This window comes from Echinicola arenosa, assembly GCF_014841125.1.
Lineage (GTDB): Bacteria > Bacteroidota > Bacteroidia > Cytophagales > Cyclobacteriaceae > Echinicola > Echinicola arenosa.
In genome coordinates this window covers 95,994-110,691 of sequence record NZ_JACYTQ010000008.1, presented here as the reverse complement: position 1 = coordinate 110,691, position 14,698 = coordinate 95,994, and the positions used below count along the sequence as shown (strand labels likewise).

General features: G+C 40.9%; 12 protein-coding genes. 5 read left to right on the top strand and 7 right to left on the bottom strand.

What is annotated here, in order from left to right; translation table 11 throughout:
* The first annotated feature begins 61 nt into the window (after positions 1-61).
* The 4 genes from IFO69_RS18685 to IFO69_RS18670 all read left to right on the top strand — a co-directional run bounded on the left by IFO69_RS18685 (position 62) and on the right by IFO69_RS18670 (position 4,960).
* Complete coding sequence (locus IFO69_RS18685; protein ID WP_192011659.1) at positions 62-679, top strand: DUF4230 domain-containing protein; 618 nt, start codon at positions 62-64, stop codon at positions 677-679.
* A 125-nt stretch (positions 680-804) separates the two neighbouring features.
* Positions 805-2,373, top strand: a complete 1,569-nt coding sequence (locus tag IFO69_RS18680; RefSeq protein WP_192011658.1) for an arylsulfatase — start codon at positions 805-807, stop codon at positions 2,371-2,373.
* Between the two features lie 7 nt (positions 2,374-2,380).
* On the top strand, positions 2,381-3,856 hold the full coding sequence (locus IFO69_RS18675) for a sulfatase (RefSeq protein WP_225444206.1): 1,476 nt from the start codon (positions 2,381-2,383) through the stop codon (positions 3,854-3,856).
* 12 nt (positions 3,857-3,868) lie between these two features.
* Positions 3,869-4,960 (top strand): SGNH/GDSL hydrolase family protein, encoded by a 1,092-nt coding sequence (locus IFO69_RS18670; protein WP_192011657.1) that lies wholly within the window; start codon positions 3,869-3,871, stop codon positions 4,958-4,960.
* 8 nt (positions 4,961-4,968) lie between these two features.
* Here IFO69_RS18670 and IFO69_RS18665 read toward each other — a convergent pair whose 3' ends face one another.
* The 4 genes from IFO69_RS18665 to IFO69_RS18650 form a co-directional block, all read right to left on the bottom strand.
* Complete coding sequence (locus IFO69_RS18665) at positions 4,969-5,946, bottom strand: DUF6438 domain-containing protein (protein WP_192011656.1); 978 nt, start codon at positions 5,944-5,946, stop codon at positions 4,969-4,971.
* Positions 5,947-6,104: 158 nt separating this feature from the next.
* Positions 6,105-7,499, bottom strand: a complete 1,395-nt coding sequence (locus IFO69_RS18660; RefSeq protein ID WP_192011655.1) for a TolC family protein — start codon at positions 7,497-7,499, stop codon at positions 6,105-6,107.
* A gap of 4 nt (positions 7,500-7,503) precedes the next feature.
* Positions 7,504-8,682, bottom strand: coding sequence for an HlyD family secretion protein (locus IFO69_RS18655; RefSeq protein ID WP_192011654.1), 1,179 nt, complete (start codon positions 8,680-8,682; stop codon positions 7,504-7,506).
* A 51-nt stretch (positions 8,683-8,733) separates the two neighbouring features.
* Positions 8,734-9,132: a DUF3302 domain-containing protein gene (locus IFO69_RS18650; RefSeq protein ID WP_192011653.1), complete on the bottom strand. Its 399-nt coding sequence runs from the start codon at positions 9,130-9,132 to the stop codon at positions 8,734-8,736.
* Positions 9,133-9,348: 216 nt separating this feature from the next.
* On the opposite strand from IFO69_RS18650, the gene IFO69_RS18645 reads away from it, so the two are divergent.
* Complete coding sequence (locus IFO69_RS18645) at positions 9,349-9,492, top strand: hypothetical protein (RefSeq protein ID WP_192011652.1); 144 nt, start codon at positions 9,349-9,351, stop codon at positions 9,490-9,492.
* 574 nt (positions 9,493-10,066) lie between these two features.
* Here IFO69_RS18645 and IFO69_RS18640 read toward each other — a convergent pair.
* The 3 genes from IFO69_RS18640 to IFO69_RS18630 all read right to left on the bottom strand — a co-directional run bounded on the left by IFO69_RS18640 (position 10,067) and on the right by IFO69_RS18630 (position 14,478).
* Positions 10,067-10,888 (bottom strand): alpha/beta hydrolase, encoded by an 822-nt coding sequence (locus IFO69_RS18640; RefSeq protein ID WP_192011651.1) that lies wholly within the window; start codon positions 10,886-10,888, stop codon positions 10,067-10,069.
* Between the two features lie 43 nt (positions 10,889-10,931).
* The gene (locus IFO69_RS18635; RefSeq protein ID WP_192011650.1) at positions 10,932-11,612 is read right to left on the bottom strand and encodes a glycosyltransferase family A protein; all 681 of its coding nucleotides are present in this window, start codon (positions 11,610-11,612) and stop codon (positions 10,932-10,934) included.
* A gap of 250 nt (positions 11,613-11,862) precedes the next feature.
* On the bottom strand, positions 11,863-14,478 hold the full coding sequence (locus IFO69_RS18630; RefSeq protein ID WP_192011649.1) for an alkaline phosphatase D family protein: 2,616 nt from the start codon (positions 14,476-14,478) through the stop codon (positions 11,863-11,865).
* Positions 14,479-14,698: the final 220 nt, after the last annotated feature.

The following is a 14,698-nucleotide window of genomic DNA, read 5'->3' as shown; positions in this document are numbered from 1 at the left end:
TGCTGGTTAAAAAGATCTTTTCAAAAATCGGTATCTTTCTTCTAAATTGAAAAGTTCAACTATGCGAAAATTTTTGTTTGGAGTTTTAATAGGACTTGCACTTTGGGGCATCATCCGTTGGGTATCTAAGGGAGTTGAAGAAAAAAACACGTTAGAAGAGAGCACCAGCTTGATCCAGCAAGAGGTTAACAATGTTAGCAAGTTGATTGTAACAGAAGGTCATTTTTCTCAAGTATATAACTATAAACAGTCTGAAGGGGTTTTTGGCAACTTGTGGAGGACAGAAAAGAAGGCCCTGGTTGTGGTGAATGCCGATGTTCAGATTGCATATGATTTGTCAATGATTACGTTTCAAATCGATGAGACCTCCAAGACATTATTTATTCAATCCATCCCGGAGCCTGAGTTAAAGATTTTTCCCGATTTCCAATATTATGATGCAGAGGGAGATTATTTCAACCCTTTTGACGCAGATGATTTCAACACCATCAAGACACGAGTAAATGCCTCGTTGAAGAAAAAAATCCAAGCCTCAGACCTTAAAGACCAAGCTAAAAGCAGGCTCATTGCAGAATTGGCCCGTTTCTATATATTGACCAACTCTTTAGGGTGGAAGTTAGTTTATGAAGGCGAAGAGGTGATCAATGAAAAGGATTTTCAATTAAAGGCAACTCATTGAAAAGATAATCCAATTGAAGTTAGTTATTAACCATTTGTTTTTGATAATGTAAGGATATGAAGGTTTTACTTTTGATTTAAATATTAAAATTATATTTTTAAAAAGGAATCAAAAGTAAATTAATTATGAAATCAGTTTTACGGGTTGCATTAGCTATATTTGGAATCCTTGGAGTAGTTTCTTGCCAATCCGAAAAGGAAGAGATTAAAAGGCCCAATATTATTTATATTTATGCAGATGACTTAGGTTATGGAGAAATTGGACCTAATGGTCAAAGTAAGATTAAAACCCCAAATTTGGATAAAATGGCCAGCGAGGGCATGGTGTTTACCCAGCATTATACCTCATCTCCAGTTTGTGCGCCTGCAAGGTGCGCACTTTTGACAGGAAAGCATACCGGGCATTCTTATATTAGGGGAAATAAACCTGTAATGCCAGCAAGCTTTACAGATCAAATTGAAAATGGTCAACAGCCAATTCCCGCAGGAACCATAACCATTGGGAAAATGCTACAAGATGCAGGTTACAAAACTGCTGGAATAGGAAAGTGGGGCCTAGGTATGGTCGGCAATTCAGGAGAGCCAAATAAGCAAGGGTTCGATTATTTTTATGGTTTCTTAGACCAACGTCAAGCCCATAACTTTTACCCCACTCACTTGTGGGAAAATGATCAATGGGACAGCCTCAATAACCCCTATATTTTTGTGCATACTCCTTCTGCCAGAAATAGCAAAGGAAGCCAATCAGCGCTGGAACAATTCGAAAAGAGTGATCTGGAATATGGTGATGAAGGTTTTTTTGATGCTTACAAAGGCAATGATTATGCAGTGGATAAAATGACAGAAAAAGCAGAAGCTTTTATCCGAGAAAATAAGGATGGAGAGTTTTTCCTTTACCTGCCCTATACGATCCCTCATGTCTCACTTCAAGTTCCCGATGAAGCATTAACGCCTTATTTAGGGATGTTTGAGGAAGAGCCATATTTGGGGCAGCAAGGCTACGCACCACATGAATTTCCAAAGTCAGCTTATGCTGCTATGATCAGTTATTTGGATCAGGAAGTAGGTAAAATCTTTACCTTGTTGGAAGAGCTTGGCTTGGATGAAAACACCATGGTGGTGTTTTCCAGTGACAATGGCCCTACTTTCAATGGGGGAGTGGACGCGGCTTATTTCGAAAGTACAGCTGGCCTGAGAGGTTTAAAAATGGATGTTTATGAGGGTGGAATCCGCATGCCTATGATTGCCAGATGGCCAGGAAAGATCAAAGCGGGGAGCGTCAGTGAGCATATTTCAGCCCAGTATGATGTGATGGCTACTTTGGGAGAATTGGCGCAAGCTAAAGTTCCTAAGGAAACAGATGGCATCTCTTTTTTACCTACCTTGTTAGGGGACAGTGGAGCGCAAATAAGCCACGAATACCTTTATTTTGAATATCCTGAAAAAAGAGGTCAATTGGCTATTCGTATGGGTAAATGGAAAGGCGTTAAAACTGATGTGGCAAAAAATCTTGAAAGCCCCTGGCAGCTATTTGACTTGGAGTCTGATAGAAATGAGGAAAATGATATTGCGGCGCAACACCCTGATATTTTGAAACAACTCGATGAAATTGTTAAAAAGGAGCATATATCACCTGAATTTGATAATTGGAATTTTGTGGATAGAATGCTTGGACAAACCGCAGCACAAAATTAAAGTAACCTTGAAAAAATTGACAAAACAAAAACCCATTCTACTTCACTTCCTTATTTTAGGATTGACACTGATTTTAGGCGCATGTTCAAAGAAGGGGGAAGGTACTATGTTGGCACCATCCAAGCCTAATGTGATCCTGATCAATGTAGATGACTTGGGCTGGAGAGATTTGGGTTTTATGGGCAGTGATTATTATGAAACCCCCAACCTAGATAAGCTCAGTCAGGATGGAATTGTTTTTACGAACGCATACGCAGGAGCTTCCAATTGTGCCCCTTCAAGAGCCAATATGATCAGTGGCAAGTATGGGCCAAGACATGGTGTCTATACAGTAAGTCCTTCTGATCGTGGTAATTCGAAAACAAGGCAATTGATCCCCACGAAGAACAATGATACACTGGCTGACTCATTGTTTACCCTTGGTGAAATGTTCCATGCGAATGGTTATACCACTGGGACTTTTGGAAAGTGGCATGTCAGTGATGACCCAACTTTGATGGGGTTTGATGTCAATGTAGGAGGGAATCACAAGGGAAATCCAGGGAAGGGCGGATACTTTAGTCCTTATAATGTAGAACACTTGGAAGATGGACCAGAAGGGGAATATTTGACAGATCGTCTAACTGATGAGGCTATTCGATTTGTCAAGACAAATCAAGAAAAACCGTTCTTTTTATATTTGCCTTTTTACACAGTCCATAGCCCTTTGATGGGAAAGCCAGCATTGGTGGAAAAGTACCAGTCCAAAGAAGGTTTGGGAGGGCAGGATAATGCAGTTTATGCAGCCATGGTTGCTTCTATGGATGAAAATGTGGGAAGGCTGCTGAAAGCTGTGGCTGACTTAGGTTTGGAAGAAAATACAATAATCCTATTTACTTCTGACAATGGTGGAATCCGTAAGACATCCAACCAATACCCTTTGCGTGCTGGTAAAGGATCTTATTACGAGGGTGGAATTAGAGTACCGATGGTGATCAAATATCCTAATAAGATCAAAGCAGGGCAAAAAGTGGATCAGCCTGTCATGCAAATGGACTTTTTTCCTACTTTGCAAAGCATCATTGGAGCTGAAAAAACAAATCCTAACTTAGATGGTCAGGACTTGAGCCCTTTGCTGTTTGATGGGAAAAGTTTGGCGGAAAGGGATTTGTTTTGGCACTTTCCTATTTATTTGGAGGCATATTCTCCTAAGGATGACCAGGCAAAAGATCCTCTCTTCAGGACTCGACCAGGATCAGTGATAAGATCAGGTAAATGGAAATTGCACGAGTACTTTGAAGATGGTGGCCTTGAGCTTTATAATTTAGAGGAAGACCTTACGGAGCAGCACAATGTAGCAGAGCAATTTCCAGAGGTAACCACTGCTCTTTTTACAAAACTTCAGGAATGGAGAAAAGCGACCGGTGCGCCCCTTCCTACTGAAAGAAATCCAGCATATGATGCTTTATTTGAAAAAAACCAGCAAGCGAAAGTAATGCAATAAATACCAATTGATATGAAAAAATATGCCCTTATTGTCTCCCTGCTTTTAGTTAAGCTATCTGTTACGGCCCAGGAATTGGTCTGGTACGATCCATTGGCAGCTGATGGTCAAATATTAGAAGGTCAGGGCTGGGAGGGAATAGGCTATAATCGGTTACCTGATGATGCTGAGCAGAAAGTGCGGAAACCGGTTTGGGGATTGTCCAGACATGCGGCAGGAGTCTTGTTGCGGTTTCAGTCAGATGCTGAGATGATTCAGGTAAAATATAATTCTGGAGGCAACTTGCAGATGCCGCATATGCCTGCAACTGGCGTGAGTGGTTTGGATTTATACACCAAGAATGATCAAGGACAATGGATTTGGGTAAGGGGAAAATATAGCTTTGGTAAAGAAGTAAGCTACCAATTCATTACACCAGATTCACCAGCTCAGGGACGCGAATACCAACTTTATCTGCCCTTATATAATCAAGTCGATAGCCTTATGATTGGGGTTAATGGGCATGATAGATTTGAGTTTATAGGGAAAAGAACCGAAAAGCCAGTGGTGGTTTATGGTACTTCTATTGCACAGGGGGCATGCGCCTCACGCCCAGGAATGGCTTGGACGAATATTGTGGGCAGGGAGATGGATATGCCAATGATCAATTTGGCTTTTTCAGGTAATGGTCGGTTGGAGCCAGAATTGATTGAATATATCAATACCATTGACGCGAAAGCCTTTGTGCTGGACTGTTTGCCTAACTTAGGGCCTGGAGGTGGCTTTACGGAAGAGGTGGTAAAAGAAAAGATCCTGCAATCTGTAAAATCCCTGAAAGCCCAACATCCTAATACGCCTGTCCTTTTGGTGGAGCATGATGGCTATTCAGATGGTTTGATTGATTCTGAACGTGAGCAGACTTACTTATTGCTCAACAAATGGACTGAAGACTGTTTTCAGGAGTTGAAGAAGATGGGAGTGGATCAGCTTTACCTGTTGACCTATGATGAAATCAATATGGGAAATGATGATTTTGTAGATGGTACACACCCAACTGATTTGGGAATGCGGCACTATGCGGATGCCTATATCAAAAAGTTTAAAGAGGTTTTTTCTGACAATTAAAATAGGTCTTAATTGGTTTCCTCCCAATCTTGGTTGTTTCGTAAGTCAAATAGTTTTTGATACAACAAATTCAGTCCAAAAGTACCTCGTAGTCCATAGTCAGAAATGGTTTTTACCTGCCCATGATCATAGTGAATGGTTAGAAAAACCTTTTGGTCATCTGTCCAATTGACAGCATATTCGTTTTCTAGTTCAGGAAAATTGATATAATTCAATATTTGAGTGATTTCCTCCCACGATTCCTTCTTTATGTTAGTTCTAAAATCCATTTCTTTGGATATTTCCCCTCTTTTCTCTTCAAAATTGTAAGCTTCCGCGTGAAAGGTCGATAAGGATGACGGGAATAGTTCTAAGGAAAATACAGGGCAGGTGCCGAAACAATAGTCAGTTTTGAATTCAATTTTATTGATTTCATAGGGCATTGGATGGTTATTGGCTTCTATGACATGGCCGAATTTAAAAGTAAAGGTCTTTACTTCAAGTGAAGGATTGACATCTTGGTCAGAAAAGTACACTTCTGGGGAAAAGGAAAAGATATCAATCAATGAATCATTTCTGACAGAGGGAAAAATAAAGTCTTGAAAGTAATGTCCATTCGACAAGGCAATTACCTGGACTGAATCTTTTTCAATAGCCATTATTAAATAGGATGTAAATCCATATTGCTCTCCAGTGACCAATAGGTCTCTTTCTTGGTTATTGTCAAAATCCCCTTTGAAGTAACTACCTCTGATGTCTAGGGAGTCAGCAGTTTTTTTAATAAGTGTTGGGTTATTCTCCGTTTGGAATTCTGAAATGGCTTTCAGTTTGAAGTTCTTAAAAGTGCCTCCAAGCTCGTTTAGAAATAAAATCACATCTTTATCAGAATTCAAATTTTCGATCTTTGATGAAATTGAACTGGTATCTTCTTGACATTTTACCTGATGGGTGCCAAGAATAAACATCAGTCCAAACGACAGAATATATTTCAATACTGATTGTATCATTTACAAGCTATCTCAAACCTATTAATGGTAATTTGGCCCAAAGAAACAGGAAACTTTGACCTTTCAATTTGAGCAAGGTAATATTTTTTCAGAAAGATCGAAGCCTGATAGATTTTAGTGTTTATTTTACAAAGGCCTTTGATATCAATATTGGATATTTACATTGCTCCACCTAAGGCAAGATACAAGTTGACCCTTTGGACGATTTTTTCAGTTTGTACCCGAAGCAGTGTGATTTGGGAAGTATACAGGTCCATTTGTTGTAAAGTCAGATCTCTAAGGTCTGACTTACCTACTTTGTAGGAAATTTCTTGAAGTTCATAGGCTTTTTGGTTTTGTAGTACTTCCTCTTTTAGTATTTTTTCTCTTTGATCCACTGTCTGTACTGTTTCAAGAGTACTTTCTACATCATTAATGGCTGACAATACGGTCTGGGCATACTCATGAACAGCCTGTTCTTGTTCATACGTTTTGACTTCAAGGTTTTCCTTAAGGATACCTCCTTGGTAAATAGGCGCTACCAAAGAACCACCTAAGCTCCTAATGGGGTTTGAAAACTCAGGGACTAAGGTAAATATATTGCTGTTTACCGCACCAAATCCTCCAGTAAGGCTGATTTGGGGAAGCCGGGCTGCTTTGGCTGACCTGACCCGGTGAAAACTTGCATTGAAGCGGTGCTGAGCCGCCAAAACATCTGGCCTTCTCTCTAATATCTGAAGAGGAATACCGGCCGGGATGATACTGTTGATTTCCATCAAATCCCCTTCTACGCTGATAAGGTTGGAAGGGTATCTGCCCAGCAGAAGTTCCAGCGCCCTGATTTGGTTGCTATAAGCCAGTTCTAGCAAACTAAAACCGTCTTTGATATTAGTCAGGTTAGCTTTGGCGATCACCAGATCCTTTTCATTGCCAATTCCCACTTGAAATCGCTTGTCAGCTATTTGTACCAGTTGCTCAGACAGGTCAAGCATTTCTATAGCCAGTTCCTTTTCCAAATAGATTTCAATGGCCAGGTAATAATTCCTGACCACAGCTGCCGCGATAGAAAGTTTGGCAAAGCTCAGCTCCATGGCAGCAGCTTCGTATTCTTGTATTTGGGCATGTTTAGTATTTCGGAGCTTGCCCCAAATATCAAATTCCCATGCTGCTGAAAATATAGCACCATTTAGTCCACCCCCAAAGTCACCGCCTAGCTTGCTGTTTTCTCTAGCCAGGATATTTAAAGCAGGGCTGAGGGCACTTTTGGCCATCTTTACATAACCCTCTGCTTGTGCAAGACGGGCTTCTCCCACGCTCAGGTCCAAGTTGTATTCCAGTGCTTCCCCCACCAAAGTATCCAGGGTGGGGTTGGAAAATTCAATCAGCCAATTCTCATTGAATATACTGGAGTCGGACTGCGACTCTTGTGCTTGTTGCCAGGTAGATGGTAAGATGAAATTGGCAAAAGCTTGTTCCTGGAGCTCTTCCAGAGCAGGTGGTTCTTTCACCTTGCATGAAAAAGGAGAGATAGTTATACCTATTAAAACAATACCGATAAGGGAAATATTCTTCATTATATCAGTGCAGTTTAAGTATTAGCCAATCCATTTTTGTACCTACTCTAACAATCACTTTTCGAACCAAATGAATAAGTTTTCCATGCTCCGTATAGATAGCTCCTTGCCCAACAGCACCTGGAGCAAGGAAGATATCCTCGTTTTCATCTATTTTTAACCTGACTGCAAAACGTCCCTCATGATAGCCATCTATCCTGGTATCAGGCAGCCTGCCTGAGGTAGTCAGCTGACCTTGGGCATTGGCCCAGACAATATGTTCTACCTCACATTTGATGATTCTATTGGGATGTGTACGGATGGCCACCTCTGCCTCATTGCCATTTTCCACATATCGAAGCTCATTTTGATGAAATAGGGCAACGACCCATTGCTCATCTTCTATGAAGGTCATCACAGGTTTGATGGGGAATTGAACGGCCATGGCACCCGTACGGAGCTGGAGGTTGATCACCCTACCATCTGCTGGGGCCCTGTAGACCGTCTGATCCAGTTCCCACTGGGCATAGGCAATATCGGACTTGGTCTGTACCAATGCAGCTCTTGCCTGCGATATTTCGGCCAATTCACCTTCTTCCGTTTGGGCAGAGAGTTTTTGAATCACTTGGGATTTTTGGGATTCTGCTACTGCAAGTTGAGCCTGAAGGTTGTTTAAGTTGGTTTCTGCTTCTTCATATTCAAATTGTGATCCGGCACCACTTTCCGCCAATTCCTTTGTTTGGGCAAAACGCTTTTTGGCTAGGGTGATTTGGGTGTTGATGACTTGGATCTGACTATTGGCAGTGGTCAACTGAGATTCCAGTTCCCTGTCAAATGCCTTTGCTCCAACCAATTTTGCTTCAAGTTCTGGTAGCTTGGCTTCTAGTTTTTTGATTTTTAATTCGAAAGGAGTGGGGTCAATTTTGAACAATACCTCTCCTTTTTTGACATGCTGGTTTGGAGAGATAGGAACTTCTGTCACTAGGCCTGTCACTCGTGGCACTATCTCTATATTATAGTTCATGACCCTTACATCATGGGAAGAAGGTGCGACGATATTAAGTATCAAGATTAATATGGAAATGGCCACAACCGGAATGATAATGACTATGGCTTGCGAAATGGTGTTCCAAGGCAGGAGCTTGAACTTGAAAAAAATCAACCAAACTATTCCAGCGTATATCAGAAGTAATAAAATTTCCATGTTGGTGAATTAAAGGAAAGTTAGAATTGGCTAAATGAGGAGAATGGAGTTTCAGGATTTATCCTGATCTTTTTCCTTTTTTAGGTCATCAAAGGTTTCTTCGTGGTAATCTCCTTTGTCTGTTCCATAGGCCATTTTATAAAAAACGGGCTTGGAGTATGTCCACAGCCAAGCCAAGGGCCATAATATTCCACCAAAAAATAGGGAGAGTATACATAAGGTTTTGATGGCTTGTGCCTGTGGGTGGTTGCGCTTTTCCGCGATTTTTTCAGGAAGGACATGAATCATCAAAAAGACTGTGATCATGATGATCGGAGCAACGATCAAGGCCACCCAGCTGACCACATCTGCTACTTTGTCTTCAAATGTACTGGCATGCAATAATAGGGGGAATAGCCAAAAGAGAGCTGTTAATTTTGTGAATTTAGAATTATAGAAAAACCTTTTCATGATTTAAATGGTTTTTTGGTGTCAGTATTACAAAAGTAACTCGCTAGAATGAAGGCTTGATTTAAGGAAACAAACCCAGAAACGGAAAAGCATTAATTTGGAGCTATAAATGCTTCATAGCTTGTAAAACTAAATTTAGTGAATATTACCAGAAGTGGAGGCTGATGAAGGTAGGGCTTGAAAAAGATTATAAATTGATGCAAGAATGCAAAACTTTTGGCTAAACTATTAGAGATTTGGCTCAATACCATTGAAGGAAATGGAGGGAAAAAAGCAAGCCAATTATTGGACTGCTCAAAACTGCAAAAAGCATTTCTGATTATTCGCCATGATGCCAGTAACGATAAATCCTTTGCTTAAGTGGTCGGGCAGTAGATACCTCAATCAAACAAAACGATCGTTTCCATTCGCTTTTAATCTTTTCTGGTACAGTTGCGGATATATTTATTGTTAAAAATATTTCCTTACACGTAAATCACTTGTTTAACCTATTAAATGGATCAACTCAAGCATTTAAAATGTAATTGTTCCTTCAGTGAGGGATAGAAGGATTCCCAAGGTTCTTATAACCAAAATATTGAAAGGTATGTCCCCAAGTTTTTCCAGGACTTAAGGTGTAGGCTAGCCTAAATCACTGATAAGAGAAACACGGCTAAAACACGGGATAAACACGGCTTAACTAGGGGTTAAATACGGGTTAAAGAGGCAATGTTAAAAATGTTAAATTCATTAATATGGAGGACCATTTTGACACCAGTAATCTGACTCCCACTGCCTGTCCGCCCGTAACGGAAATTCTACGGGCCTAGCAGGGGCAGTAGAAAGGTTTAGACAATCATTTCTGTGAGATCTGTGCTGTTTTTGAAAGAATGTTTTGAAGGGTTAAATGTACTGGTGAAATAGCGGATATACAGAAAAACATTTTATTACTGGTTTATTTTTTCATTTTAGTAACCCTATTTACTTCATTCAACAACAATGGAAAAGCAGGCCAAGTCATATTATGTCCATACCCATCCATTTCATATAGCCTTGTTTCAGTATGTCCAGCTTCTTTCATCATACGCATTAGATAGGCATTTTCTTCATAGCGACCAAGCATTTCCATTTCCCTATCTCCCGTGATCAGTAAAATAGGAGGTGCATCGGCGCGTACATGATAAAGGGGGGCTAGTACATCTACTACCGGTTGGGTTCCTGGTATTCCGCGCTCTTCACGTACAGTAAAATGAGTGATGGTATGACCACTGAAGGGGATTAGCCCGGCAATTTGATTAGCATCAATCTGATGTTCTGCCAACCAACTTTTATCCAAACCAACCATGCTGGCCAAGTAACCGCCAGCAGAATGACCAGATACAAATATCAGGGAAGGATCACCTCCATATTCGTCAATATGATTAAAAGTCCAGGCAACGGCAGCTGCGGCATCTTCAATGTAGGTGGGAGCTTTTACTTTTGGGTAAAGTCTATAGTTGACACCAACGATGGCCAAGCCCTTTTCCTTCAAGGCTTCGGGGATTTCTTTTTCGCCTCCTGTTAAGCCTCCTCCATGAAACCAAACAATGGTGGCAAATCCCTTTTTATCTTTGGGATAGTATATGTCCAAAACACATCGCTCGTTGATATAGGCATCTGCAGCACTAATGGCCGCATTATAATAGGGGATATTGCTTTCCGTGACGTATGAACTGTTTTGAGCATTGACTATTAAGGTGAAGCAAAAAGAAATCGTAAACAATAAGACATTTTTCATAATTATGTTGCTTTTTGATTTGTTAGGTCAAAGGATTGGATGCTTAGGTATTTTGTTTTAAAAGGTTTTCTTCGATTATTTCCCAAGTGAAATTTAAAGATAATCTAGAATGGCCTTTTAAGGGATTCTTGGTTTTAAGGTATTTCATTTTTTTCTCTAATAATTTTTGATTTACCTCAACGTCCCTGATTAAAGTATGGTGCGATTCTTCTTGATGTTCCTTGTGCTCTCTAACCCAAACAGGATGCCTTTTGATTGTCTTAACCTTTGTTTTCAGGCTCTTTTGAAGTTCCATGAAATAGATGTCTTCATATCCGTAGTTTCCACAAAATTCTTCATCAACTCCCAATGATTTATAGAAGATCGATTTTGAACAGAAAAAAGTATTTGGGTGGATAGTATGTTTGTGTCCATCTTTTAACCTATTGAAATTGAATATGACTTTTGGGATGGGTTGTTTTAAAAGATAATCAAGGGTTTCTTCAGGGAAAGTGTGGTCAAGATCGGTAAGGATTAACTTACTTGACTTGGCTAACAGTACCCCTAAATTTCGAGCGCCTCCCTGATTCCATTTGATATCGTCCTTTATCCTAGCAACTGTATAATTCAGTTTTTGCGAAGTGATTTTGACGGCAACAGGGGAACAATCATCCACAAACACAAAAAGAATTTTCTTTAAAACATCAGGCTTGAATTGTTCATATTGTGCAACAAACTTTTCCATAATTTGTGCTTCCTGATTATCGATATAGACTGGCACTATATACGTTAAATCGATGGACGAATAAAGGTTGAGCATAGAAGTAAATAAACTGTAGCAGAAGTTTTTGTTGATAAATCGAAGATACTATATATTATTGATAGCACTATCTGTATGATGGTACTATCAATAATAAAGCCTATTGTCGAGAAGGAAAAGTTCAAAAAGTTATTTCAAGAAAAAAAGCGGCCATTGACCGCTTTTTAAGGTTGGTTTATGCACTGAACATCAAGGTTCCCTTGGATTGGGAGTTGGCCTTAATGCCTTTTTTCTCTAAGACCTTCCCAGAATTACTGTCCTTTACCTTTATGGTATAAGTTCCCTTGGCAAAAACTTTTGGTGCGAAGGTATTGCCCTTGATGGCCAGGCAATAAAGGCTGTCACCGCTTTTCTCTTCGATAATTTCAACCACAGGATTATTCAATCCATTGACCTTGACTTCTGGAAGCCATGCAGCGGCTTTGCGTCCGTAATTGTCTTCTTGTGAAACCGTGATCGGCCAGCCAGCATATTGTCCTGCTGGATTTTTCAAAGGATGTACATATTTCGGCCAGCATTCGGTCGTAATGGTTCTGTCTTTTTTGTTGAATGTGACAATTCCATATCCAGTTGCACGGTCATAAACGATGGCTGGTTCGCGATGGGTAAGTCTAGGATTAGCGACGGCTTTTACGGTCATTTTATTTCCAAATCCATCTTCAAAGTCTCCCGTGTAAACTGGGTTGTTTTCAGAATGGCTTTCTGGATTGGAAACTGGGGGCCACCATCTTCTTGGCCAAATGTTATTGAGTGCAGGACCTGCAAAGGCAAAGCCTCCATCTCCATGCTGATCGATGCCATATTGAGTGAAACTTGCCAAGTGTTGGTCACCAGCAATATGAAAGGCAAAGCACTTCCTGATCTTATCTACTACCCGGTCCCGGCCATCTTGCGGCCAGCCATTGCTGTCCATATCTCCTTTGATCTCGTCTCCAAGAACATACTTTCCTGCTTCTGGTACTTCCAGTTTGGGAACAACACTATCATCCTTGGCCTCAACAGGCAAGGTGGCAACGGTATTGAAAATGGTTTGGGTGACCAATGATTTCATTTGTACATCCTCGGACCAGTTTTGGGCCCAATCATCTAAGAAAGCCAATTGCCTGTCTCCTAAAAGTTGGGCGTCTTTTACCCGGTGCTTCTTGATGTCAAAATCAGGGTTTCTGATCCAACCGTTCCAAATATCGGCCTCTTCTGGCAAGACATGCTTAGGAGCTGATTTCCACTTTCTGTCTTCTAAGATGGCAAAGCTGATTCCTCCATAAACCCATTCAGTGTAATACACCTCAATGCCTCTTTGGACAGGAGTAGGGTCATAAGGGTCTGGGAGGTGGCTGGTTTGGCATTTTTGCACCATATTGACCCATTTTGGAGCCATTTTATAGCCGCCTGAGTCCTGTGCAGGAGCTCCCCAGCTTCCTGAAATATCTGCTGCTTTTCCAGCTTCACCCCAAATGTTCCCATGGTAAACATCATGGTCATCGGGAATGATCGCACAAGGGATATGCCGGAATACTTCCCGGTAGGACCAGCCAAACATGTACCATTTGCGCAGGTAATCCAAAGCGGCCTTATCTACGGGTGAAGTCTGGATGCCAAAGCCACCTGTACCTTCATAGAATTGGTCTCCCACAAAAAGGGCCAGGTCAGGCTTATGACAAGCTACATGGGGAGCAACTTCTGCATCAGGAAAACCATAATCGCAATTACAGCTAAAGACGGCAGTTTTTACTTCGTCTTGATCCTTTGGTTCTGCAGAAATAGTACCTTCATAAGTATAGTACCTTGTTTCACCTTTTATGGGTAATTGAAGTTGGATCCGATAAGGGGCGGCTTCTTGGTAGGGCCAATTCTCCTGTCTAAAGTGGACTGTTCGGGACATAGGCTCTACTTCAGTGCTTCCCATTTCTTTCCAGTTTTCTCCCTCCTTGATCTCAAACTTCACCTGATGCCCTGCCACTTTCTCCACAGGCGTCAGTTGAGAAGTTAGCTTAAGTGTTCCTTTGTTGAGGGTATACTGTGCAAAGCAGATTGGACCGTATTCATGTTCACTGCTCGAGATCAATTTACTACCAGAGATTTTCCAGTCTCCAAAGCTGGCTGCAATAGTGCTTTCTTGAATCTCCTTATAATCATCCTGGATATTGGCTACCAATGCTATATTTCCTGCCAATTGCTCTTGGGAAAGTTTTTGACTTTCTGCTGTCGCAATGCTTACTCCTGATTTGGAAAGCAAGCTAATGTTTAGCGTAGGAGTGTGGTTAGCTGAACAGCTGACCGTGAGGGTAAACTCTTCACCAAGGTCATGCTGAATAGCCGTAAGTTCATTTCCCACTTTCAGCTTTCCGCTGGTGGTTAGCCCTATATCAAAACCTTTTCCGTGAACCGCAGCAGAGCGATAATCATCGAATTTTCCTGTGATTCCGAGTCGGATCCCTACATAGTTTTTATCCGAAACGGGCAAGTCTTGGTTGATTTGAAAATCAATGCTGGTTTCCAAAGTACCAATTTCTTGGGTGGCTTGAGTGGTCAGGCAGTGCAAGGTCCTGTTTGGCCCAGCAACCTGGCATAGCACTCGGCCGTCCTGTAATTTCCAATCCTGCAGCCTGTTGCCCCAATATTCAGGTCCCACCCAGTCCATGTTCGGCCAAAGCTGCCAGTCACTTTCGAAGTGCAGGCTGGTATTTTTATCTATAACGTTTTTAATATTCGTAAGAGGAGAAGATAAAAGACCCATACTCGGTGTCAAAGCACCTAAGGCCATTATCTTAAGGGATTTTCTTCTTTTCATATGTTTGTCGCAATAAAATTCTTAGTCCAAAAGGACTGATCAATTAACATATAAATTTGCTATAAAGAAAGGGAAATGAAGATAATTTTTGTTAATAGAAAATAAAATGAAAGAAATTATGAAATGCCTTTAAAGGTTTAGGAATGATTTCTTTCTCTATAAGAATAAGGATTTTTACCCACAGATAAAAAGAGTGAACACTGATAGGTAATGAGTTGAT

What these genes read in the sequence shown, in the direction of transcription:
- IFO69_RS18685 (WP_192011659.1), top strand. Translation starts at nt 62, where the DNA reads ATGCGAAAATTTTTGTTTGGAGTTTTAATAGGACTTGCACTTTGGGGC.
- IFO69_RS18680 (WP_192011658.1), top strand. Translation starts at nt 805, where the DNA reads ATGAAATCAGTTTTACGGGTTGCATTAGCTATATTTGGAATCCTTGGA.
- IFO69_RS18670 (WP_192011657.1), top strand. Translation starts at nt 3,869, where the DNA reads ATGAAAAAATATGCCCTTATTGTCTCCCTGCTTTTAGTTAAGCTATCT.
- IFO69_RS18665 (WP_192011656.1), bottom strand. Translation starts at nt 5,946, where the DNA reads ATGATACAATCAGTATTGAAATATATTCTGTCGTTTGGACTGATGTTT.
- IFO69_RS18660 (WP_192011655.1), bottom strand. Translation starts at nt 7,499, where the DNA reads ATGAAGAATATTTCCCTTATCGGTATTGTTTTAATAGGTATAACTATC.
- IFO69_RS18655 (WP_192011654.1), bottom strand. Translation starts at nt 8,682, where the DNA reads ATGGAAATTTTATTACTTCTGATATACGCTGGAATAGTTTGGTTGATT.
- IFO69_RS18650 (WP_192011653.1), bottom strand. Translation starts at nt 9,132, where the DNA reads ATGAAAAGGTTTTTCTATAATTCTAAATTCACAAAATTAACAGCTCTC.
- IFO69_RS18640 (WP_192011651.1), bottom strand. Translation starts at nt 10,888, where the DNA reads ATGAAAAATGTCTTATTGTTTACGATTTCTTTTTGCTTCACCTTAATA.
- IFO69_RS18635 (WP_192011650.1), bottom strand. Translation starts at nt 11,612, where the DNA reads ATGGAAAAGTTTGTTGCACAATATGAACAATTCAAGCCTGATGTTTTA.
- IFO69_RS18630 (WP_192011649.1), bottom strand. Translation starts at nt 14,478, where the DNA reads ATGAAAAGAAGAAAATCCCTTAAGATAATGGCCTTAGGTGCTTTGACA.